The 20,906-nt window shown below is 60.2% G+C and carries 23 protein-coding genes and 3 tRNA genes; 17 read left to right on the forward strand and 9 right to left on the reverse strand.

Annotated elements, in window-relative coordinates:
- The 7 genes from ABYA88_RS06985 to ABYA88_RS07015 all read left to right on the forward strand — a co-directional run.
- The coding region (locus tag ABYA88_RS06985) for an inorganic triphosphatase (RefSeq protein ID WP_373186287.1) at nt 1-1,397 on the forward strand (1,397 nt) is incomplete at its 5' end.
- Nucleotides 1,398-1,434: 37 nt separating this feature from the next.
- On the forward strand, nt 1,435-3,225 hold the full coding sequence (locus ABYA88_RS06990; RefSeq protein WP_373186327.1) for a GspE/PulE family protein: 1,791 nt from the start codon (nt 1,435-1,437) through the stop codon (nt 3,223-3,225).
- Nucleotides 3,226-3,291: 66 nt separating this feature from the next.
- Nucleotides 3,292-4,134 (forward strand): 23S rRNA (adenine(2030)-N(6))-methyltransferase RlmJ, encoded by an 843-nt coding sequence (locus tag ABYA88_RS06995; protein WP_373186288.1) that lies wholly within the window; start codon nt 3,292-3,294, stop codon nt 4,132-4,134.
- Between the two features lie 232 nt (nt 4,135-4,366).
- Entirely contained in the window at nt 4,367-4,678 is a 312-nt protein-coding gene (locus ABYA88_RS07000) for a YqjD family protein (RefSeq protein WP_373186290.1), read from the forward strand.
- Nucleotides 4,675-5,118, forward strand: coding sequence for a hypothetical protein (locus ABYA88_RS07005; RefSeq protein WP_373186291.1), 444 nt, complete (start codon nt 4,675-4,677; stop codon nt 5,116-5,118). Before ABYA88_RS07000 ends, ABYA88_RS07005 begins: the two co-directional genes overlap by 4 nt.
- Nucleotides 5,096-5,419: a hypothetical protein gene (locus tag ABYA88_RS07010; protein WP_373186293.1), complete on the forward strand. Its 324-nt coding sequence runs from the start codon at nt 5,096-5,098 to the stop codon at nt 5,417-5,419. Before ABYA88_RS07005 ends, ABYA88_RS07010 begins: the two co-directional genes overlap by 23 nt.
- Nucleotides 5,416-6,609, forward strand: coding sequence for an AI-2E family transporter (locus ABYA88_RS07015; protein ID WP_373186294.1), 1,194 nt, complete (start codon nt 5,416-5,418; stop codon nt 6,607-6,609). The genes ABYA88_RS07010 and ABYA88_RS07015 overlap by 4 nt, the downstream gene beginning before the upstream one ends.
- Before the next feature lie 13 nt (nt 6,610-6,622).
- Here the strand turns inward: ABYA88_RS07015 and ABYA88_RS07020 are convergent, their stop codons facing one another.
- Nucleotides 6,623-7,480, reverse strand: coding sequence for a DMT family transporter (locus ABYA88_RS07020; protein ID WP_373186328.1), 858 nt, complete (start codon nt 7,478-7,480; stop codon nt 6,623-6,625).
- A 173-nt stretch (nt 7,481-7,653) separates the two neighbouring features.
- Between ABYA88_RS07020 and ABYA88_RS07025 the strand changes: the two genes are divergently transcribed.
- A complete protein-coding gene (locus ABYA88_RS07025) occupies nt 7,654-9,135 on the forward strand; it encodes an HDOD domain-containing protein (protein WP_373186295.1) in 1,482 nt (493 codons plus the stop codon).
- Here the strand turns inward: ABYA88_RS07025 and msrA are convergent, their stop codons facing one another.
- The 3 genes from msrA to nudE form a co-directional block, all read right to left on the reverse strand.
- A complete protein-coding gene (msrA, locus tag ABYA88_RS07030; RefSeq protein WP_373186296.1) occupies nt 9,136-9,783 on the reverse strand; it encodes a peptide-methionine (S)-S-oxide reductase MsrA in 648 nt (215 codons plus the stop codon). It lies immediately after the preceding gene.
- Between the two features lie 92 nt (nt 9,784-9,875).
- The gene (gene cysQ, locus ABYA88_RS07035; RefSeq protein ID WP_373186297.1) at nt 9,876-10,688 is read right to left on the reverse strand and encodes a 3'(2'),5'-bisphosphate nucleotidase CysQ; all 813 of its coding nucleotides are present in this window, start codon (nt 10,686-10,688) and stop codon (nt 9,876-9,878) included.
- On the reverse strand, nt 10,685-11,263 hold the full coding sequence (gene nudE, locus ABYA88_RS07040; RefSeq protein ID WP_373186299.1) for an ADP compounds hydrolase NudE: 579 nt from the start codon (nt 11,261-11,263) through the stop codon (nt 10,685-10,687). The genes cysQ and nudE overlap by 4 nt, the downstream gene beginning before the upstream one ends.
- Nucleotides 11,264-11,333: 70 nt before the next feature.
- On the opposite strand from nudE, the gene yrfG reads away from it, so the two are divergent.
- The gene (gene yrfG / locus ABYA88_RS07045) at nt 11,334-12,002 is read left to right on the forward strand and encodes a GMP/IMP nucleotidase (RefSeq protein WP_373186300.1); all 669 of its coding nucleotides are present in this window, start codon (nt 11,334-11,336) and stop codon (nt 12,000-12,002) included.
- On the opposite strand, the gene rimK is transcribed toward yrfG, so the two are convergent.
- Together rimK and ABYA88_RS07055 are read right to left on the reverse strand one after the other, a co-directional pair.
- Entirely contained in the window at nt 12,003-12,908 is a 906-nt protein-coding gene (gene rimK / locus ABYA88_RS07050) for a 30S ribosomal protein S6--L-glutamate ligase (protein WP_339842474.1), read from the reverse strand.
- 10 nt (nt 12,909-12,918) lie between these two features.
- Nucleotides 12,919-13,389 (reverse strand): ATP-dependent zinc protease, encoded by a 471-nt coding sequence (locus ABYA88_RS07055; RefSeq protein ID WP_373186302.1) that lies wholly within the window; start codon nt 13,387-13,389, stop codon nt 12,919-12,921.
- A gap of 96 nt (nt 13,390-13,485) precedes the next feature.
- Between ABYA88_RS07055 and ABYA88_RS07060 the strand changes: the two genes are divergently transcribed.
- The 6 genes from ABYA88_RS07060 to ABYA88_RS07085 all read left to right on the forward strand — a co-directional run bounded on the left by ABYA88_RS07060 (nt 13,486) and on the right by ABYA88_RS07085 (nt 17,121).
- Entirely contained in the window at nt 13,486-13,893 is a 408-nt protein-coding gene (locus ABYA88_RS07060) for an RNA-binding S4 domain-containing protein (RefSeq protein WP_373186303.1), read from the forward strand.
- 32 nt (nt 13,894-13,925) lie between these two features.
- A complete protein-coding gene (gene hslO / locus ABYA88_RS07065) occupies nt 13,926-14,807 on the forward strand; it encodes an Hsp33 family molecular chaperone HslO (RefSeq protein WP_373186304.1) in 882 nt (293 codons plus the stop codon).
- A 210-nt stretch (nt 14,808-15,017) separates the two neighbouring features.
- The gene (locus ABYA88_RS07070) at nt 15,018-16,562 is read left to right on the forward strand and encodes a phosphoenolpyruvate carboxykinase (RefSeq protein ID WP_373186306.1); all 1,545 of its coding nucleotides are present in this window, start codon (nt 15,018-15,020) and stop codon (nt 16,560-16,562) included.
- Between the two features lie 276 nt (nt 16,563-16,838).
- A tRNA-Asn gene (locus tag ABYA88_RS07075) sits at nt 16,839-16,914 on the forward strand.
- Nucleotides 16,915-16,927: 13 nt separating this feature from the next.
- Nucleotides 16,928-17,004 (forward strand) — tRNA-Pro (locus ABYA88_RS07080).
- Between the two features lie 41 nt (nt 17,005-17,045).
- A tRNA-Lys gene (locus ABYA88_RS07085) sits at nt 17,046-17,121 on the forward strand.
- A gap of 164 nt (nt 17,122-17,285) precedes the next feature.
- Here ABYA88_RS07085 and ABYA88_RS07090 read toward each other — a convergent pair.
- Together ABYA88_RS07090 and ABYA88_RS07095 are read right to left on the reverse strand one after the other, a co-directional pair.
- Nucleotides 17,286-18,608, reverse strand: a complete 1,323-nt coding sequence (locus ABYA88_RS07090; protein WP_373186307.1) for an NAD(P)/FAD-dependent oxidoreductase — start codon at nt 18,606-18,608, stop codon at nt 17,286-17,288.
- 55 nt (nt 18,609-18,663) lie between these two features.
- Nucleotides 18,664-18,840, reverse strand: coding sequence for a DUF3094 family protein (locus tag ABYA88_RS07095; RefSeq protein ID WP_373186308.1), 177 nt, complete (start codon nt 18,838-18,840; stop codon nt 18,664-18,666).
- Between the two features lie 221 nt (nt 18,841-19,061).
- On the opposite strand from ABYA88_RS07095, the gene ABYA88_RS07100 reads away from it, so the two are divergent.
- On the forward strand, nt 19,062-19,739 hold the full coding sequence (locus ABYA88_RS07100) for an energy-coupling factor ABC transporter permease (protein ID WP_373186310.1): 678 nt from the start codon (nt 19,062-19,064) through the stop codon (nt 19,737-19,739).
- A 74-nt stretch (nt 19,740-19,813) separates the two neighbouring features.
- A complete protein-coding gene (locus ABYA88_RS07105) occupies nt 19,814-20,029 on the forward strand; it encodes a hypothetical protein (RefSeq protein ID WP_373186311.1) in 216 nt (71 codons plus the stop codon).
- Between the two features lie 50 nt (nt 20,030-20,079).
- Here the strand turns inward: ABYA88_RS07105 and ABYA88_RS07110 are convergent, their stop codons facing one another.
- Nucleotides 20,080-20,784: an SIMPL domain-containing protein gene (locus ABYA88_RS07110; protein WP_373186312.1), complete on the reverse strand. Its 705-nt coding sequence runs from the start codon at nt 20,782-20,784 to the stop codon at nt 20,080-20,082.
- Nucleotides 20,785-20,906 lie beyond the last annotated feature (122 nt).

A 20,906-nucleotide genomic window follows, 5' to 3' on the forward strand; every position in this document is an offset into this window, starting at 1 on the left:
TCAAGTTGCGCACCACGCCGGAAACGCTCCAGGCGTTGCGCACACACCCGTTGCTGGAGGTTCGTCGCCAGGGCGAATGGCAGTCCGGGCCGCTGCTCAACCAGTATTTTGATACGCCCGCGCGCGATCTGGCCGGGGCTAGAGTCGCGCTGCGCCTGCGCCGCGATGGTGAGCAGGTTATCCAGACCCTCAAGAGCCGGGGCCAGAGCGTTTCGGGACTGTCCGAACGTAATGAATGGGACTGGTACCCCGCCAAGGCCGAACTGGATGTCAGTCTGCTGGATGACAGCTGCTGGCCGCAAGCATTGGCGGACCTGGACAAGAGCCTGCTGCAGCCGGTGTTCACCACCGATTTCCAGCGTACCAAGGCCTTGTTGCGTTGGGAGCGCGAAGCGGACGGTCTGGTCGAGATCATCGAGGTGGAGGCTGCTCTGGATCACGGCAAGGTGGTCGCGCAGGATCAGGAGGAGGTTATCTGCGAGCTGGAACTGGAGATCCGCCAGGGCCCCGCGGTAGCGCTGCTTGAACTGGCATTGGCATTGGCCGGCGATGTGCCACTGATGCCATGCGATATCAGCAAGGCCGAACGGGGTTATCGTCTGTTCGATCCGGCCAGTTATGACCTGCGTCTGCAATCACCTGGCTGGACTGCGGAGACGACGGTGGACGACGTGATCGCTGGCTCTGCGCGCCAGCTGCTGGGCCAGAGTCAGCGCCTGGCCGAGCAGTACCGTTTTTCCCGTCAATGGCGGCTGTTCCGCGAGATGACAACGCACCTGGCCGCATTGCGTGCAGCCTTTGGTGTGTTCGACCTGGCACTGCCCAAGTCCAGCGTGCAGCCGTACAGTCGGCCTCTGGATGCGCTGCTCGACCGCTTCCGGCCCCTGGTGCTGGCAGGCTGGGCCGACGACGAGACTGGCCGCGACGCGCGCGATCAGGCTCCTGACGTGTTTGCCGAGGTGGTGGCGACGCCAGCGTGGGGGCAATTGTTCATCGGGCTGGCCTTGTGGCTGGAGCAGCGTGGGTGGCAGCACAATCGTCCCCCCAAGGGTGACCGAATCGGTGCGCTGCCGCTGCCGCGTTGGTTGCTGGCCGCAGTCGCCAAGGAAATTCAGGAGCTGAAAGTACCTCACCATAACGATCCGGATGGGGCGGTAAGCCAGTGGATGGATCAACAGCCGCGGCTCGGCCGGCTTTACTACCTGCTGTCGCAATTCCGTGAGTTCTTGCCGGTACCCGAGCCCGATCGCCTGTTCGGTGAGTTGAACAAGCTGCAGGCGCTGCTTGAGCAGTATCCGTCGATCGACGATGAGCAGCGCCCGCTGTTGCTGGACGCGTTGCGTAAGCAGGGCCAGCGTCTGCGCAAGCTTAACGCCTGGCGCGAACTGAACGCCTGAGCACACATCATTGGTGATAGGGGGAAGGGTGGAGACGTTGAAGCAACTGGCGATACCGGGCAGCGATCGCCCGCTGGATCTCGGTGATATCCTCAACGTGCTGGTCAGCCAGGGCCGGCTCAGCATGGAAACGGCGGAGCAGTTGAGCATGTTGCGCCGTGCGGCAACTGGTGAAACCGCCAAACTGCACCCTCTCGAATTCATTGCCGGGCAGGCGCCGGAAGATCTTTCGCGGCCGGGCAAGACCCTGGATCTTGAGACGCTCTCGCGCTGGCTGGCGGCCGAGGCCGAACAGCCGTTCTATCGTATCGACCCGCTGAAGATCAATGTGGCCGCGGTGATTCCGCTGATGTCCTTTGCCTTCGCCCAGCGGCACCGCATCCTTGCACTGGAGGTGAATGAGCGCGAGGTGGTGATTGCCAGTGCGCAGCCTTTTGTCAGCACCTGGGAAACCAATCTGGTGCACGTGCTCAAGCGCGAGATTCGTCGCGTAGTGGCCAGTCCTGCCGATATTCAGCGCTATTCCGTGGAATTCTTTCGCCTGGCACGCTCGGTTACCGGCGCCAATGCCACGGACCAGAAGAGCAGCCCGATAGGCAATTTCGAGCAACTGCTCAATCTTGGCAGTATGGGGCAGGAGCCCGACGCCAATGATGCCCATGTGGTCAATATCGTCGACTGGCTGTTCCAATACGCATTCGAGCAACGCGCCAGTGATATCCACATCGAGCCGCGGCGCGAGGCGGGCAGTGTGCGACTGCGGATCGACGGGGTACTGCATACGGTGTACCAGTTCCCGCTGCAGGTATCAGTCGCTGTAGTCAGTCGGCTGAAAACCCTGGGGCGGATGAACGTCGCGGAGAAACGCAAGCCGCAGGACGGCCGGATCAAGACCAAGTCGCCCCAGGGCAACGAGATCGAGCTGCGGCTTTCGACACTGCCGACCGCCTTTGGGGAAAAGATGGTCATGCGGATCTTCGATCCCGATGTCCTGCTGCGCAGCTTCGACCAGTTGGGTTTCTCAGGTGAGGATCAGCGGCGCTGGCAGGCCATGGTCAGCCAGCCAAACGGCATTGTACTGGTCACCGGCCCCACCGGCTCGGGCAAGACCACTACGCTGTACACCACGCTCAAGCAGCTGGCTACGCCGGAAGTGAACGTCTGCACGATTGAAGACCCGATCGAGATGGTCGAGGACAGCTTCAATCAGATGCAGGTACAGCACAATATCGATCTGGATTTCGCCGGCGGCGTGCGTGCGCTGATGCGTCAGGACCCGGATATCATCATGGTCGGCGAGATACGTGACCTGGAAACCGCGGAGATGGCCATACAGGCGGCGCTGACCGGCCACCTGGTGCTCTCGACATTGCATACCAATGATGCACCCAGCTCGATCAGTCGGCTGATCGAGCTGGGTGTGCCGGCCTATCTGATCAAGGCCACCGTGCTCGGCGTGATGGCGCAGCGTCTGGTGCGCACGCTGTGTAAGCATTGCAAGGCGCCGGCAGAGGTCGACGCTGATGCGTGGGCCGAGCTGACCCGACCCTGGAATGCGCCGTTGCCTACCCGCGCGCACCGGCCGGTCGGCTGTCCGCAGTGCCGTGAAACCGGTTATCGCGGTCGTGCCGGCGTGTATGAGCTGATGACTCTGAGCGATCCGCTGAAACCGCTGGTGCAGTCCGATATCGATCTCAACGCCCTGCGCCGACAGGCCTACAAGGACGGTATGCACAGCCTGAGGCTGTCCGGCGCACAGAAGGTGGCGGCGGGCGAAACTACCATCGAGGAAGTGTTGCGGGTCACCCCGAGCAGCCAACAGGCCTGAACCGCGCTCGCTGCACTGGCGCCTAGTGCGTAGAATGCGGCCAATTAAGCTTACGGAATCCGCCTGATGAACTATCGCCACAGTTACCACGCTGGTAATCACGCAGACGTCTTCAAGCATGCGATCGTGCTGCGCATGTCGCAGCTGATGCAGCGCAAGGAGGCTCCCTATTGCTATCTGGACAGTCATGCCGGGACAGCTCTGTATGACCTGCAGGCTGAGGCTTCCGGCAAGACCGGCGAGTATCTCGATGGCATCGCCCGGCTGTGGTCGAGGGATGACCTGCCGCCGTTGCTGGAGTCTTATGTAGCGAATGTTCGCGTGCAGAATGAAGATGAACAGCTACGTTTTTACCCAGGTTCGCCGCAACTGATCGCCGGCGGGCTGCGCGAACAGGACCGGATGATTCTCAGTGAGCTGCATCCCGAAGACGCAGCCACCCTTGCAGCCTATTTCGCTGGCGATTCACGTGTCGGCGTGCATCATCGCGACGGTTATGAGCTGGCCAAGGCTTTTCTTCCCGTTGTCGAGAAGCGCGCGCTCTGGCTGCTCGACCCGCCATTCGAGCGTGCCGACGACCTCGAACGCTGTGTAGCGACAATGCAGCTGGCCATCCAGCGTATGCGCCAGACGGTTATTGCTCTGTGGTATCCGATCAAGGACGAACGCCTGCTGCGCGACTTTTACCGGCAGATCTCGGCGGCCGGGCTGCCCAAGGTATTGCGTGTGGAGCTCTCTGTGCGGCCCGCCGATACCACGCTGGGGCTCAATGGCTCGGGGTTGATGCTGGTCAATCCGCCCTGGCCACTGTGGGAGGAGCTAGAGCAGGCTCTGCCCTGGCTTGCCGGCCAGCTCGCGCAATCGGGGTCCGGTGCCTGGCGGCTCGACTGGCTGGCTGGCGAACCCTGACCTTCGGACGCCGAATCAGCGTCTGTTAAGGGGCAACTCGCTGGCAAAACCGAGTCTGTCGACTAGGCTTGATGGTGGGACTGCGGCATCGCCGGGCCTCCCGGACGATTGTCCGGGCCGACGAAGCGCAATCTGCGTCGGAACGTATTCGGCTTTGCAGTGTCAAACCCGAGGTCCGGCTCAGAAGGCCGGGCGTTTACGTTTCAGGATACTAACGTTAAGGAGCTCGACCATGGCTGAAGCTAAAAAGAGTACGCCGGTAACCGGCAATTCAACGGTAAACAGCGAGAAGGATGCTGGAAAGGAGGCAGTGATGGCAGCTTATAGCAATCTGGTAGAAGCCAAAGAGCACTTCAAACACGCAGCCGAGGCAGCAGGGCTGGATCTGAAGCACGAAGCCTCCGATCAGTTTCTGAAAGGCAAGGCAAAGGCAGGCGAATTGACCAGTCAAGCCAATAGCTATGTTCACGAGAAGCCCCTAACCAGCCTCGGCATAGCATTTGCGGCAGGTTTTCTCATCTCACAGCTGTATAGCAGGAAATGAGCGAGGTCCCAGGCGAAACCAATCTGAAAAGTGGCGATCCTGGGAGAAGCCCTGAGCCGGGGGAGGAGGAAGTCCAGGCCTGGATAGACTGGTTCAAACACGCCGCCTCGGCCGGGAGCGATCTGGCGAAGCTTGCAAAAATGGAGCTGAACCTCGCTCTGGGCGACACCAAAAGGATTGTATTGCTTGCCCTGGTGGCCTTGCCGCTGGTGGTGCTCGCGTGGATGGGTTTGTCTGTTATGGTTGCGTGGTCTGTATACCTGCCCAGCCAGTCGGTAGCTGGCGCCATAGCCGCATTTATCGCGGTTCAGGTTATCCCGCTGCTATTGATTGCGCAGAGCATCAAGCGTTACCGCCAAAGCTGGTCCTTCGCGGCTACCCGCGAACATCTGAAGGCGTTCAAAGAGGGTGCTGAGAGTGCCGCGAAAACAACTGATTGAAGATATCCGCAAGCTCGATGGCAAATTGTCGCTTGAGCAGAGTTTGCTCAAGTTGAACGGCCGTGATCGCGTTGCCTATCTGCGCAGCCTGTCCCCATGGCTGTTGCTGGGTGTGGGTGCGGCGGGAGGTATCCTGCTCGGATCGCTAGGCAGTGGCGGCAGAACCAGACTGGTCTCGGCGGGCATGACCGGCATGCACCTCTGGCGTTTGAAGTCGCTCGTCGGGTCCGTGGCAGGTTCCATGGCAGGCGGTGAGGCCGGTATGGCAGAAATGGCCGAAGCCGGAAGTGAAGCAGCTTGACCACCGCCGGCGGCGGTGAGTCACCCAGTGCACGGCATACTCCACCTTCTGACGCTGCAGTGGAGCGCAAATCGACCCTGACTGTAGTATCGCTCTGGCTTCTCGCGCTGGCGCTTCTCTATACCTTGTATTTTGCCAAATCCCTTCTGATGCCGCTGGTTGTAGCATTGCTTTTCGCATTGCTGCTCAGCCCGCTGGTAGCCGTTCTCAAACGCCTCTACGTACCCAGAACGCTATCGGCCATTCTTATTATTTGCGCGATCGGTGGTCCATTAACGTTGCTCGTCATCGAATTGGCTGAACCTGCGCACAAGTGGGCCAAGCAATTGCCGGAACTCTCCGAGCGAATGACAGCCCAGCTTGATGACCTGACCGGAACCGCGAAACCGGTCCAGCGCCAGGCGGCTGTCCAGCGCCCGGAGCCTGAAGGATTCAATTTTTTTGGGTTATTCGGAAAAGGCAAGCAACAGCCCGAGCCGCCGCCTCCTGTGCAGGCGTCGCCAGCCGGCGATGGAGAAACGGTAAGTGAGCGCGTCAAACAGGGGGGGATGGAGTTGATGGTTGAAATCCTGGCGGCGACGCCAGTAGTGATTGCGCAGTTGCTGACATGCGTGATTCTGATCCTCTTCCTGCTTATCTTCGGTCCGCGGCTGTTCAATGCGTATATTCATGTTTTTGTCCCCCCGGACTCACGCGAAGGCAGGGTTGAACTTGTAGGTACGATCCAGCATGAGCTGTCTCGTTACATCGTTACTGTCAGCGTGATCAACGCCGGGCTGGGACTGACCACTGGACTGGTTCTCTGGTTGGTCGGGGTTGAGGATGCGCTGCTCTGGGGCGTACTGGTCGGCTTGCTGAATTTCGCGCCCTATGTAGGGCCTATTCTGGGCATGGCCATGCTCTCTCTGGCCGGGGTGGCCCAATATGGGCCGGTGGCCATCGCGGTCTTGCCGGTCCTGATCTACTTTTCGATCAATCTGATCGAGGCGCAATTCGTCACGCCGCTTGTGCTCGGGCGAAACATGCGCCTGAATCCGCTGGTGCTGATTGTCTGGCTGTTCATCTGGGGCTGGCTATGGGGCGCGGTCGGCGTTCTGATCGCAGTGCCGTTACTGGTCTGTATCAAGCTGGCATTCGGCAAGCTGCAGACAATGGACCGCTGGGTAAAGCTTATCGAGACCCGCGCCTGAAAAGTGTGGGCAGTTACGCGGGCTTGGGTGCCCTTTGTACCAGGGCCAGGGCCGATACGATCAGTAGCCCACCAAACAGCATCGACAGCGTGGGTTGCTCGGCGAACAGGAACCAGGCGAAGAGAATGCCGTAGACTGGTTCCAGCGCGAAGAACAGCGAGGCCACCCTGGCCTTGAGTACCTGCAGGCTTGCAACGAACAGCCCATGGGCCAGCCCGGTGCAGAGCAGTCCCAGCAACGCAATCCACAGCCAGTCCAGTGGCGCCATCTGGGCCACTGCGGTCGGCCCGAATGGCAGCAGGCAGGCCAGGATCACCAGATTCTGCCAGCAGGCCACCTGCACTGGATGCAGATCGCCAGCGGTATAACGGTTACCTACCGACGCGCCGGCGAAGCAGAAGCCTGACAGCAGCGCCCATAGCAGGCCGGCGGTCGCCTGATTGCCCAGACTGAAATCCGGAGTCACCAGTACCAGGCCGATGCAGATCAGCAGGACCTTCAGCAGGTCCATGCGGCTGGCTGATTCCCTCCAGAGTAACCATTCGAGGATCACCACAAAAGCCGGGAAGCTGGCAAAGCCCAGGGTAGCTATGCCAACCCCGGCAATTTTCACTGCATGGAAGAAGGTCAGCCAGTGAACGCCCAGTAGCAACCCGCATGCGGCAAGCTGCATCAGGCGCACCCGGCTCATGCCACGCAGGATCGGCGCGCGGAACAGGTGTGCGAATACCAGCAGTGCCAGCACGGCAAAGAAGGCTCTGCCGAGCACGATCGCCACAGGCCCGGCCTCGGTCAACTTGCCAAAAATGCCGGTCAGGCCGAACATCAGCGCAGCGATGTGCATGCTGGCGATCGCCCGGCGCTGGGTCATTTGCATACGGACATCCTGAGGGCAAAGATAAAGGGAAGATCAGCGGCGCAGTCTAACCACTCTGTTTCGGCCGGCCAAGCTACAGCTGTGCCCGCACAGTTCACCCGTACGGGACGCAGATGTTACATTGGCATTACCTCGTAACATTTCAAGAACCCGGTAAGGACCTCAAATTGAGCGACGAAATACATGGTCTGGCGCAATGGACGGTCCGCCTGAACAATGCCGAACTGCCAGCGATGGCAGTGGTCGTGCATGATCTGCTGCGCCTGTCCCAGTCACAGACTGCCTCGGTCAAGCAGCTCGCCGAAGTACTGCTGCGCGATGCCTCGCTTACCTCCAAGGTGCTGCGGGTCAGCAACAGCGTGTACTGCAATCCGGGCCGCGAAGTGGTCCGCACTATTTCCCGTGCGGTGGTGGTGATCGGTTTCGATCAGGTTCGGATGATCGGTCTTTCGGTCAGCCTGCTTGATGGTCTGCTCAAGGATTCGCCGCGCGAGCAGTTGCAATCACTGCTGGCGCGGTCCTTCCATGGCGCGATGCAGGCGCGCAATCTGGCTGATTACCGCTCCCTGCCGGAAAAGGAAGAAATTTTCATCGCCACACTGCTGCGCAATCTTGGCGAGATGGCGTTCTGGAGCCATGGTGGCAAGCAGGCAGACCTGCTGGCCGAAGCGCTGGCGATTCCCGGCGTGGATCGGGACAAGACAGTCAAGCGGATCGTGGGTGCCAGCTTTGATCAGTTGACCTTCGGTTTGCTCAAGACCTGGAATATGGGCGAGATTGGACAGCTGGTCAAAGCCAGTCATTCGGCTTCAGGGCCGGCGGCGCGGGCGGTAACCCTCGGCGCATCGATAGCCGACGCTGCGCGTGGCGGCTGGGCAGGAGAGGCGATGCAGGCACTGCTCGACCCTGTGGCTGAGATCACCGGAACCTCCCGCGAGGAAGCCATGCAGCAGATCCTGGCTAGTGCGGACGAGGCCGTGCGGGTCGCCGGCACCTGTTCCAACGCCGATCTGGGTGCCTGGATTCCGCGCACTGACGACCTGCCGCTGGATCTGTCCGAGCTGCTGCAGATGGACGCGGTGCCTGCGCAGTCGGCCCGGTCTGCAGTGCAGGAGCCGCTATTGCAGCCCAACCTGGAGATGCTCAAGCTGTCGGTGCAGAACATGGCGCTTATGATCAAGAGTCCGATCAACATCGACAACACGCTGACCGGCGTGATCAACGGTCTGCATCTGGGCGCGGGCCTTGAGCGGGTGATGCTCGCGGTGCTGGCCGATAATCAGACGCGGTTTCGCGCGCGCCGGGTGGCTGGCAAGGGTACGCAAGGCTGGACGCAGGAATTCGATCTGCCCTGCGTCGGAACTCAACCGCACATTTTCAGTTATGCCCTGCAGAACAACGAGGTGCTGTGGATGGGCACGCCCAGCGCTGGCGGTGTGCAGGACCTGATTACGCCCGATATCACGGGTTGGCTCGGGACGGGTCCGTTCTTTATCGCCCCAGTGATGGCCGGGACAAAGCGCATAGGTATTCTTTACGGGGACATGCGGCTCTCCGGCCGCAGCCTGACCAATGCCCAGTTCGCTGCGTTCAAGCGCCTCACCGAGCTCACCGGCAATTGCCTGCAAGCCCTGAGTAAGCGCCGGTAGTCAGCCCCCGGGCATACAGATTCCCGTGCCGGCAAGATTGCAGTAGCCGCCGGGATTCTTGTGCAGATACTGTTGATGAAAAGGCTCGGCGTAATAGAAAGCCGTGGCAGGGATTACCTCGGTCGTTACCGGCTCCATGCCGGCTTGCAGCAGCGAATCGGCGTAGGTTGCCTTGCTTACCTCCGCCGCAGCCTGTTGCCCCGGATTGGTGACATAAATGCCCGAGCGGTACTGGGTGCCGGTGTCGTTGCCCTGACGCATGCCCTGGGTCGGATCGTGATTTTCCCAGAATGCCCTGAGCAGTTCCTCGTAGCTGACCTTGTCCGGATCGAAGACGACCAGAACCACTTCGTTGTGGCCGGTCATGCCCGAGCACACTTCTTCGTAGGTGGGATTGGGTGTGATGCCGCCGCAATAGCCGACAGCGGTGGTATGCACGCCGGGGATCTTCCAGAACAGGCGCTCCACGCCCCAGAAACAGCCCATGCCAAAAATCGCCTGTTGCATGCCGGTGGGAAAGGGCGGGTGAAGAGAGGTGCCGAGCACTGCGTGGGTCTGGCCGGTCGGGATCGGTTCGGCGCGCCCGGGAAGCGCCTCTTCGGCGGTGGGCAGGCGCATTTTGTGTTCGGGAATACGACGGAAAAACATGGGCGGCTCCGGGTTTGAAAAAACAATGCAGCGCTCATGGTGCGCCGGGTGGCGTCTGGCTGTCCAGCCGCTGTTTCGTTGCGGTGTGTGTCCTACCCCACGCCTAGCTCAAGCGCGAGCAGAAGCTCGGGCGACAACCGGCCGGCGGCGACAAAATGCGGATTGAGCCAGGTTTCGCGTTGGGGGTAATCGAACCGCATCCCGTCCAGGCCGAGCACCTGTCCCCCGGCCCCTTCGAGAACAGCCTGGGCGGCGGCGGTATCCCACTGGCTGGTGGGAGCGAAGCGCGGGTAGAGGTCGGCATTGCCCTCCGCCAGCAGACAGAATTTAAGCGAACTGCCAATATTCACCAGCTCGATTTCCTGCAGCGATTGTAACCGGGCGAGCAGTGCTTCCTGCTCGGGGCTGGTGTGTCGGCGGCTGGCGACGACCGTCAACCGCTCGCTGGCCTTGCGGCAATGGATAGCTTCGGCCGTGCCCCCCGCGCTGCGCCGCCAGGCGCCCAAAGACTTGCCTCCCCAGTAAAGGTTATTGCGTGCCGGTATTCCGACCGCGCCGAAGCGGACCTGGCCCTGCTCGACCAGAGCGATGTTCACAGTGAATTCGTCCGTGCCGGCAATGAACTCCTTTGTGCCGTCCAGCGGGTCGACCAGCCAGAAGCGCTGCCAGTGCTGGCGTTGTGATAACGCGACGTCGGCGTCCTCTTCAGACAGTACGGGAATGTCCGGGGTCAGTTCCCGCAGGCCTGCCAGAATCATATGATGCGCCGCCAGATCCGCCGCTGTGACTGGGGAGGCATCGATTTTGGCGGTGACCTCCGGCTCCTGGCGCCACCACTTCAGTGTCTCCGATCCGGCGCGTGCCGTCAGCTGCAGCAGGGCTTCTGTGTCGCACGGAAGAGTCATGCCGACAGGCTCCTGTGCAGTTCCCCGCGCTGCTCAAGCAGGTCGCGCACCAGATACAGTGCAGCCAGGGCGCGGCCCTCGGTAAAGTCATCGCGACCGGCCAGGTTGCTGAGATCGTAGAGGTCCACGCTATCGACCCGCATCGGCTCGGGCTCGTCGCCCGGCAGGCGTTTTTCATACAGATTGCGGGCCAGCACCACAGCTATCTGCTGGCTCATGTAGTTAGGCGACAGCGACAGGTGCGTCAGGTACTCCAGGCGCCGCGCGCCAAAGCCGGCTTCTTCCATCAATTCGCGATTGGCGGCGTCGAGTACGTCTTCGCCGGGTTCAACCAGCCCCTTGGGGATCGACATCTGATAATTGCCCATGCCGCCGCAATATTCCTCGATCAGCAGCGCTCGGCGCTCGTCCTGCATGGCCACGACCATAACCGCACCATACCCCTGGCTGCGATTGACCAGCCGTTCGTAGGTGCGCTCCACGCCGTTGCTGAAGCGTAATTGCACCTGCTCGACGGTGAACAGCCGACTTTTTGCGACGATCTGCGCCTCGAGGGTTTCGGGCATTTTTGGCATGGGGACTCCGTGGTTAACAGCAGGTGGCTTGGGTATCATAGCGGCACACGTCGCCAAAGCCCAAACGCCCATGACCAACTGGAACAACATCGATACCGTGCTGCTGGATATGGACGGCACCCTGCTGGACCTGCATTTCGACAATCATTTCTGGGTCGAATATCTGCCCCAGCGCTATGCCGAACACCATGGCCAGTCTGTCGACTGGGCGAAGGCCGAGATCTATCCGCTGATGAAGGAAAAACAGGGGCAACTTGACTGGTACTGCCTGGACTTCTGGACCCGTGAGCTGGATATGCCGATTGTCGAGCTCAAGCGAGAGATCGCGCATCTGATCAGCCTGCGGCCCGATGCTGAAGTTTTCCTGCGGGCCCTCCAGGCCAGCGGGCGTGACGTCATCCTGATCACCAATGCCCACCGTGGCTCATTATCGCTGAAGCTGGAGCGGGTCGAATTGCGGACCTATTTCCAGCGGCTGATCAGCTCCCACGACTATGGCTTTCCCAAGGAGGCGCGGGCGTTCTGGGAGGCATTGCAGGGCGAGATTCCCTTCGATCCCGAGCGCACGCTGTTCATCGACGACAGTCTGGGTATCCTGCGCGCGGCGCGGGATTTCGGCATCGGCCACCTTTTGGCTGTCAGGCAGCCGGACAGTCGTGGGGCGCTGCGCGACACCGAAGAGTTCGACGCCGTGGAGGATTATTGCGAGCTGGCAGCCGCCTGCCAGCGCCAGGGCTGATCAGCCCTCGCCCTTGGTCCGGGTCTGATTCGGCTTGGCATTCTTTTCGATGTACTCGATTATCAGGCCGGCAATATTGCGTCCGGTAGTTGACTCGATGCCTTCCAGGCCCGGCGATGAGTTGACCTCCATCACCACCGGTCCGTGGTTGGAACGCAGGATGTCTACCCCGGCGACATTAAGGCCCATCACCTTGGCCGCACGTACGGCAGTCATGCGCTCTTCCGGCGTGATCTTGATCAGGCTGGCGCTACCGCCACGATGCAGGTTGGATCGGAATTCGCCTGGCTTGGCCTGGCGCTTCATGGCCGCGATCACCTTTTCGCCGACTACGAGGCAGCGAATGTCGGCACCGCCGGCTTCCTTTATATATTCTTGCACCATGATGTTGGCTTTCAGACCCATGAAGGCCTCGAGCACCGACTCGGCCGCCTGCTCGGTCTCGCACATCACCACGCCAATGCCCTGAGTGCCTTCCAGCAGCTTGATCACCAGCGGTGCGCCGCCGACCATGCTGATCAGGTCCGGGATGTCGTCGGGCGAATGGGCGAAGCCGGTCACCGGCAAGCCCACCCCCTTGCGCGCGAGCAGTTGCAGCGAGCGCAATTTGTCGCGTGAGCGGGTAATGGCCACCGACTCGTTCAGGGGAAAGACGCCCATCATCTCGAACTGGCGCAGCACGGCTGCACCATAGAAGGTAACCGACGCGCCAATGCGTGGAATGATTGCATCGAAGCCCTCGAGCACGGCGCCCTTGTAGTGGATCGTCGGCTTGTGGCTGGCGATGTTCATGTAGGCGCGCAGGGTGTCGATGACGCGCACCTCATGCCCGCGTTCGCGGGCCGCTTCAACCAGGCGGCGGGTGGAATACAGGTTGGCGTTACGCGACAGTACCGCAATCTTCATGATGGTTCCTTCAGGAGTCGACGGCAAACAGAGAGGTTAGGGGTTTTTCCTGTACAAAACGACGACCTGGATCGATCACCAGTTCGCCTTCCAGCATCGCCGTGCAGCCCATTAGTACGCGATAGCGCATGGCCTTGCGGCAGGTGAGCGTAAAGTAGACCGGCCAGCAGCGGTCACCGAGCACCAGCGGTGTACGGATCACATGCCGCTCCTGCAGCTGGCCGTTGGAACTACGGATGCTCCTGTATTCGACCAGTACTGCTTCGCAGCGTTGGCTACGAGGTTTTTTCTGGCTGCCTACGTGCGCATCAAATCGCACCCATGTTTCACCATGGCGATCAAAGGTCTCGATATTACTGGCATGCAGGGCCGAGGTTCTGGCGCCTGTATCGACCTTGGCCAGGATCTGGTCGATGCCCAGCCCGGGCAGGCCGATCCATTCGCGCAACCCGATTACATTGAGATGGTCAAATGTTTTCACGCAGACGGCTCCTGGTGCATGGTGCGCGCATCATGGGGCAAGTCATGGATGGCGACAAGCCTGATACACTTGGCCTGAAACAGGAGTACAGACGCTATGGGCGATGATAGCAAGGTGCGGCTGGATAAATGGCTCTGGGCCGCACGTTTTTTCAAGACCAGAGGGCTGGCCAAGACGGCGATCGAAGGCGGCAAGGTGCAATGTCGGGGTGATCGTTGCAAGCCCAGCAAGGAGCCGAAAGTCGGGGACGAGTTGCAGATTCGCCAGGGCTTCGAGCAGCGCACAGTGGTCATCCGGGAGCTCAGCGGGCAGCGCCGGGGCGCCGCCGAAGCGCAGTTACTCTATGAAGAGACCGCAGACAGTGTGCTCCAGCGTGAAGAGGCAGCGGCCAAGCGCAAGGCGATGGGCCCCGGTCTGCTGATCAGCGAACATCGCCCGAGCAAGAAACAGCGCCGGCAGATCCATCGATTCCGCAATGCGCGCAATTCACCGGAGCAGGACTGAGGCGTATACTCCCCTTTTGTCGGAGGCCGATGATGGCATATCAAGATTCTACCCAGCGTTTTCTGTTCGAGAACGCCGATGTGCGCGGCGAGCTGGTCGCGCTCGATGCCAGTTACCGCGAGGTACTGGCCAAGCATGATTACCCCGAGCCGATTCGCGAGTTGCTCGGCGAGTTGCTCGCCGCGGCAGTCCTGCTATCCACCACCATCAAATTCGACGGTCTGCTGGTATTGCAGGCTAGCTCTCCCGGGCCGATTTCCACCCTGATGGTTGAATGCACCAGCGACCAGGCGGTGCGGGGTATCGCCCGCTACGATGAGAATATAACCGGTTCCACCCTTGGCGACCTGATGCCTGGCGGCATACTCGCGATCACGGTCGATCCTGAAGAAGGCCAGCGCTATCAGGGCATCGTATCGCTCGATGGCAGCACCCTGGCCGAATGCCTCAATGGTTACTTCGAAAACTCCGAGCAATTGCCTACCCGGTTCCGTCTGCAGGCTGACGGTCGTACAGCCCGCGGACTGCTGCTGCAGGCTCTGCCGGCTGATCGACAGCGCGATACGGAGCAACGGGCGGCCACCTGGGAGCATCTGAACATTCTTGCCGATACCCTCAGCGCCGAGGAATTGCTCTCGCTGGATAATCAGACCGTATTGCACCGGCTTTTCCATCAGGAAGACGTGCGCCTTTTCGATCCCCGGCAGGTGCGTTTTGAATGCAGCTGCTCGGTGGAGCGATCCGGCAATGCGCTGGTCAGTCTGGGGCATGACGATGCAATGGTGTTGTTGGCGGAACAAAATGGTGAGATTGAAATCGACTGCCAGTTCTGTAACACACGGTATCTGTTCGACCAGGAGCGAATAGAGGATCTGTTCCGCTCGGCGCAGGAGCATGCCAGGCGCTTGCATTGACTCCGGGCTGACCCGGATCATGCGTGGCCATGCATATAGTGAATGGCTATGGTCGTGATGCATAAGCATTGCTGATCAGGTTTAGCGCGGTTGCTTTTTTTTTGGCATAATGGCGCGCCCGCGCGCTGACCTGGCGTATATACGAAGAGCTGAGGCCGATCTGTCGGTCTCATGGAGATTTCGGCCCACGCCGAACGAGGATGAGGTTTGATGACGCACAGTAACCATACGGTATATACCGACCTGAGTATTCCGCACCTCGTTGAGCTGGCAATACAGCGTAACGAAGGTCAGCTGGCCGATAACGGCGCACTGGTAGTCAAGACCGGCGAGCGCACCGGCCGCTCACCGATGGATCGCTTCATTGTCGAAGAGCCTTCGACCCGTGATTCGATTGCCTGGGGGCCGATCAACCGCCCGTTTCCCGCTGATAAGTTCGATGCCCTGTGGAAGCGCGTTGCCGTTTATCTTGCCGAGCGCACCAGTTTCGTTTCCCACGTGCACGTGGGCGCGGACCCCGAGCATTATCTGCCCGTGGTAATGGCTACCGAGACCGCCTGGCACAACCTGTTCGGTCGTACCCTGTTCATCAATCCAGAGACCTTCAATCCGGCAGCGAAGGATCGCTGGCACATCATCAATGCCCCGCATTTTGTCTGTGAGCCCGACCGCGATGGCACCAATAGCAATGGCTGCGTGATCATCAACTTTGCCGAGCGCAAGGTGCTGCTGGCCGGCATGCAGTACGCCGGTGAAATGAAAAAAGCGATGTTCTCGGTACAGAATTTCCTGCTCCCGGCCAAGGACGTACTGCCCATGCACTGCGCCGCCAACGTCGGGGACGAGGGCGACACGACCCTGTTCTTCGGTCTGTCCGGTACCGGCAAGACCACGCTTTCGGCCGATCCGGCGCGTAACCTGATTGGCGATGACGAGCACGGCTGGGCCACCGGCAGCGTGTTCAACATCGAGGGCGGCTGTTACGCCAAGTGCATCGATCTATCGGAGAAGAACGAGCCGGTCATCTGGAAAGCAATCAAGTTCGGCTCCATTATCGAGAACGTGGTGATCGATCCGCAGAGCCGTACCGCCGACTACGCCGATGTCAGCCTGACCCAGAACACCCGCGTTGCCTATCCGCTGGAACACGTTGAAAAGCGCGTTGAAGCCAATCGCGCAGGCGAGCCGAACGCGATCATCTTTCTCACCTGCGACCTGACCGGTGTACTGCCTCCGGTGTCGATTCTCAACAATGAGCAGGCGGCTTATCACTTCCTTTCCGGTTATACCGCGCTGGTGGGTTCAACCGAGATGGGCTCTGGCGACGGCATCAAGTCGACTTTCTCCACCTGTTTCGGAGCGCCTTTCTTCCCGCGCCCTGCGGGCGAGTATGCCGAGCTGCTGATCAAACGCATCAACGCGTTCGGCAGCAAGGTCTATCTGGTCAACACCGGCTGGACCGGTGGCAGCTATGGTACTGGCAAGCGTTTCAGTATTCCGACCACCCGTGCAATCATTGCCGCGGTGCAGTCGGGCGCGCTGATCGGCACCGAAACCGAGCACCTGCCAGCAATCAATCTGGATGTGCCGACTTCCGTGCCGGGTGTCGACACCAACCTGCTGAATCCGCGCAATACCTGGAGCGACCCGGCCGAGTACGACGCTGCTGCCCAGAGTCTGGCCAAACTCTTCGTCGACAACTTCAAGAAGTTCGAAGTTGCTCCGGAGATCGTTAACGCAGGACCGCAGCTCTAAGCCGTCTGGCGCTGCGTATTGACGCAAGACCGAGCCCGCCACTGGCGGGCTTTTTTATGGCCGGCAAGACCGCCCAGGGGCTCCCGGATGGTTATGTCGGCGTCACCGACCTCCATCCGGGGGAGCTGCTTGCGTTGTATGAAGGTCCCTTTCCCAAGATAGTGTCTGCAACTGCATTTTTAGGGTTGACAGTCTGCCTGCGCCCGGTAAAATGGCGCGCCTTGGCAGGGGATATGTAACGGCAGTTACAGCCCTCGCCAGGATGTTTTAGGTAATTCCGCGATAGCTCAGTTGGTAGAGCAAATGACTGTTAATCATTGGGTCCCAGGTTCGAGTCCTGGTCGCGGAGCCATCTAGAACCGGATCGGGGTATAGCGCAGCCTGGTAGCGCGCCTGCTTTGGGAGCAGGATGTCGAGAGTTCGAATCCCTCTACCCCGACCATTTTTTTATGGATATGTCGTTCGAGATATCCTTTGAGTATAGGGTCGTTAGCTCAGTTGGTAGAGCAGTTGGCTTTTAACCAATTGGTCGTAGGTTCGAATCCTACACGACCCACCACTCAAAAAATTCCCTTCGCAATCAGTATTCCTTCAAAGCACGGCAAATCAGCGCAAACGTTTCGGCTTGCTGCTGCAAATCTGCGTGTCTGCTGCGCAGCCATTCGCGGCTTGCGATGCGAACAGGTGCGACCGCCTTCCGGTCACACCTGCTGGAGTGGCAGGCTAGTGCAGTTTGAGCCTCGGTGCGGTGCTGCTCCCGATCCGGTCGCTGAGCATCAGCATCAGGGTTCGTGGGACACCATACAGCGCCATCTGATGCATTCGGTAGAGCGACACGTAGAACATCCTTGCCAGCTTGCCCTCGAGCATCACGCTGCCAGTCAGGTTGCCCATCAGGTTGCCCACGGCGCTGAAGGTCGACAGAGAAATGAGTGAACCATAATCACGGTAGACATATTCCCTCAGCGGCTTGCCCTCGAGCATGCGCTTGAGACTCTTGGACAAAAGCGTGGCCTGCTGATGGGCTGCCTGGGCGCGCGGCGGCACTGTCCGACCCTCTTCACCGGTGGGGCATGCCGCGCAGTCGCCAAAGGCAAAGATGTGAGGGTCGCCGGTAGTCTGCAGTGTCGTGTTCACCACCAGCTGGTTGATCCGGTTGGTCTCCAGCCCCAGGCTGTTGAGAAATGCCGGTGCACGAATCCCTGCCGCCCACACCTTCAGCGAAGCGGCAATGTGCTCTCCGTTGGCCAGTTCGAGGCCCTGCGCAGTGACCGCCTTGACTGGTGACCCGGTATGCAGGTGCACGCCGAGACTTTTCAGCGTCTCGGTTACCGGCTCGCTGATCCGCTCGGGCAGCGCCGGCAGGACGCGGCCACTGGCTTCCACCAGGTTGATGTGCAGATCCTCGGGGCGAATCCGGTTCAGGCCATACGCCTGCAACAGTCGCGCAGCGTGATGCAGCTCGGCAGCCAGCTCCACGCCGGTGGCACCAGCGCCGATGATCGCGACATTGATCTTTTCGCTGATCTGACCTTCGCTGCTGGCCTGGGCTTTCATGTACTGGTTGAGCAAAAGCCGATGGAAGCGTTCGGCCTGTTCCCGGGTATCGAGAAACAGGCAATGCTGCGCCGCCCCTTCGGTGTTGAAATCATTGGTATTGCTGCCCACGGAGATGACCAGGTAGTCATAGGCGATCTCGCGGATGGGGATCAGTTCTGCGCCGTCTTCGTCCTGTATTGCCCGCAGGGAGATGACGCGGCGCTCTCGGTCGATGCCGTTCATCGCGCCCAGCTGAAAGTGGAAGTGGTTCCATTTGGCCTGGGCCACGTAGTTAAGCTCGTCGCCGTTGGAATTCAGCGATCCGGCCGCGACCTCGTGTAGAAGTGGCTTCCAGATATGCGTCATGTTGGTATCGACGAGAGTGATCAGCGCCTTGTTGCGCTTTCCCAGGCTGCGACCCAGACGCGTGGCCAGCTCAAGGCCGCCGGCGCCGCCGCCCACTATCAGGATGCGCGGCGGTGATTCCGATGTTGCTGCATAGGACATGATGGAGACTCGACACAAAGAAGGATTCCGGGTCGGTCAAGCCGCGCTGCGCAAATTACACCAATACCAGGGACGCGAGCAGTCGCGCGAGCAGGCCCATGGTAATTACCGAGCCCAGGATCACCCCGAGCAGCAGCCACACATTGAACGGCTTGCGCTCTACCCGGTTGGCCGGTTGATTGAGATACGCATCGACGCGTTCCTGGTCTTCGGGGTAGAGGCGGCTGGGCATGCTGGCACCTTTGGCATTGAAGCAGCACAGAGCTGCGACGGCTGGCTTGACTGAATAAGCAGCATTCTAGACTTTGACGCAGCAGATTGCACCTGACGCCTGCGCCAGCCTGGCCAGGGTCCGCCCCGGTGTGTTGCGTCATGTTAGCGCCGATGCTGGTGCCAATGAGGCCAGTCAGCGGGAATGCTATGCTCTTGCTGTTATCCGCTGGAGGTTGCCACATGCTCGCCGCTACCTTGTTGACCCCATTGCAGCTGGTGCTTGGTGCTGTATTTTTCGGTGCTGCGGCTTTGTGGGCGCTGGCGCGCGTATCCTGGGTCGAATTGCTGGCCGACGATCGTCGCCAGCATCTGTTCTTTGGCAGTATTTTCGCCTTGTTTGTGCTCTGGCTGGTGCGTCGCGATTTCGATAACGGTCTGACCTTCCATTTCCTCGGGCTGACGGCGGTTACCCTGTTGCTCGACTGGCCCCTTGCTGTCGTAGCCGGCAGCCTGGCTCAGCTGGGTCTGGTGCTGCTGGGTATGGATGACGCCGAGGCTTTCGGAGTCAACGGCATCCTGCGCGTTCTCGTCCCCGTGATCGTCACACTGGTGATCAGTCGTGCGTTGGAGCTGCTCAAGCCGCGCAACCTGTTTGCCTACATATTCGTCAGCGGTTTCTTTGCCGCCGCACTGGCGGCGGCGGCGACCATCCTGGTCGGGATCGGCATGCTGACCTGGTCGGGGCAGCTTTCACCGCCATCAAGCCTGATGGAGGCTTTTGGTTACCTGCTTCTGGTTGCCTTTCCCGAGGCTTTCATAAATGGCACGGCGATCAGCGCGCTGGTGGTCTTCTGTCCGGACTGGCTCGAAACCTTCGATACCGACCGCTATCTGCAGGAACCATTCGATGAAAAATGAACGACCCTGAGCCAGATCAATAACTGCGGCTTGCTGTCATGCTGAAATGAAGCTCTTTCTACGGAGATATCACAATGTCTGTGTACAAGCTGGCTGGACAAATCATCAACGACAGCATCGAGCAGGCGCAGCAGGCCGGATATGGCGAGCAGGAACTGGCTCGCGCGCTGATGACAGAGGTACTGAACGTCTACAAGCGCGAGCGCACAATGACGGACATCGCCCACGAGCTGAATTTTCTCGCCGAGAATATCGACGAGGATACCGACTATGCCTTCATGCGGCCCTGATTGCGGAAATCAGGGCAGGGTGCAATCCGCAGGTGCTGGACATTTGACCCTCAGGGCATGGTCACTTCGATAGTGCCGTTGGCATTGAGCGTGACGTCGGCCTGGCCACCTTCCACCGAGGGTGAGGCGGACTCTCTGTCGGACATGCTCGCCATTTTTGCGCCGCGATAGGCCATGGGCTGCATGAACTGCGTGTCGAGACTGAGGTTCACGATCCGATAGCCGTTGCCCCCGAGACTCTGGGCGGCGATGTCGGCGCGCGCCTGAAAGGCGGCAATGGCTTCGCGCATCAGTGTGTTTTCGGTTTCCCGGCGCGCACTGGGGGACAGGCTGAAACGCATGTCGGCGAGGCTCAGTTTGTCCATCAACTCGCCGGTCAGTGTCGACAGAGCAGCGAAATCAGTGCTTTCCAGCACGATTTCCCCACGTTCGCGCCAGCCGATGATATTTTCACGCTTTTCATCGTAGACCGGCTCGCTGCTGCGCGGGCCACTGGATACGTCGACGTCAGGAGTCTGGCGCGCGGTTGCCAGGCCGTCGTTCAACCTTCGGGTAATGCGTTCGGCCAGTTCGCCGGCGTCCTCACCCTGTTCCTCGGCGAACATGCGCACGGTCAGAGTGTCATGGCTGACAGCCTGTTGTACTTCGGCGCGAAGGGATACCTGATTGTATTGCTGTTCGCTGGCAACCGCCTGGGTGGTGTTCAGCGCGCAGGCGGTTGCCAGCAGTACGATCGGGAGAGATAAATGGCGCATGATGTACTTCCTGTTAATGCAGACGTGAGACAGCGAGTGTAGTCAGTTATCTGCTGCTGCGCTGCAACATCTACTCAAGGGCCGCCGCTATAAGGCAGAGGTTTTTTGTGCGACGCTGTGTC

This window comes from Halopseudomonas sp., from assembly GCF_041579695.1.
Taxonomy (GTDB): domain Bacteria; phylum Pseudomonadota; class Gammaproteobacteria; order Pseudomonadales; family Pseudomonadaceae; genus Halopseudomonas.

Bases quoted from the DNA above. Each gene is read 5' to 3' on its own strand.
- ABYA88_RS06995 (WP_373186288.1), top strand. From the start codon at position 3,292: ATGAACTATCGCCACAGTTACCACGCTGGTAATCACGCAGACGTCTTC.
- ABYA88_RS07000 (WP_373186290.1), top strand. From the start codon at position 4,367: ATGGCTGAAGCTAAAAAGAGTACGCCGGTAACCGGCAATTCAACGGTA.
- ABYA88_RS07005 (WP_373186291.1), top strand. From the start codon at position 4,675: ATGAGCGAGGTCCCAGGCGAAACCAATCTGAAAAGTGGCGATCCTGGG.
- ABYA88_RS07020 (WP_373186328.1), bottom strand. From the start codon at position 7,480: ATGACCCAGCGCCGGGCGATCGCCAGCATGCACATCGCTGCGCTGATG.
- msrA (WP_373186296.1), bottom strand. From the start codon at position 9,783: ATGTTTTTCCGTCGTATTCCCGAACACAAAATGCGCCTGCCCACCGCC.
- cysQ (WP_373186297.1), bottom strand. From the start codon at position 10,688: ATGACTCTTCCGTGCGACACAGAAGCCCTGCTGCAGCTGACGGCACGC.
- nudE (WP_373186299.1), bottom strand. From the start codon at position 11,263: ATGCCAAAAATGCCCGAAACCCTCGAGGCGCAGATCGTCGCAAAAAGT.
- yrfG (WP_373186300.1), top strand. From the start codon at position 11,334: ATGACCAACTGGAACAACATCGATACCGTGCTGCTGGATATGGACGGC.
- rimK (WP_339842474.1), bottom strand. From the start codon at position 12,908: ATGAAGATTGCGGTACTGTCGCGTAACGCCAACCTGTATTCCACCCGC.
- ABYA88_RS07060 (WP_373186303.1), top strand. From the start codon at position 13,486: ATGGGCGATGATAGCAAGGTGCGGCTGGATAAATGGCTCTGGGCCGCA.
- hslO (WP_373186304.1), top strand. From the start codon at position 13,926: ATGGCATATCAAGATTCTACCCAGCGTTTTCTGTTCGAGAACGCCGAT.
- ABYA88_RS07070 (WP_373186306.1), top strand. From the start codon at position 15,018: ATGACGCACAGTAACCATACGGTATATACCGACCTGAGTATTCCGCAC.
- ABYA88_RS07090 (WP_373186307.1), bottom strand. From the start codon at position 18,608: ATGTCCTATGCAGCAACATCGGAATCACCGCCGCGCATCCTGATAGTG.
- ABYA88_RS07095 (WP_373186308.1), bottom strand. From the start codon at position 18,840: ATGCCCAGCCGCCTCTACCCCGAAGACCAGGAACGCGTCGATGCGTAT.
- ABYA88_RS07100 (WP_373186310.1), top strand. From the start codon at position 19,062: ATGCTCGCCGCTACCTTGTTGACCCCATTGCAGCTGGTGCTTGGTGCT.
- ABYA88_RS07105 (WP_373186311.1), top strand. From the start codon at position 19,814: ATGTCTGTGTACAAGCTGGCTGGACAAATCATCAACGACAGCATCGAG.
- ABYA88_RS07110 (WP_373186312.1), bottom strand. From the start codon at position 20,784: ATGCGCCATTTATCTCTCCCGATCGTACTGCTGGCAACCGCCTGCGCG.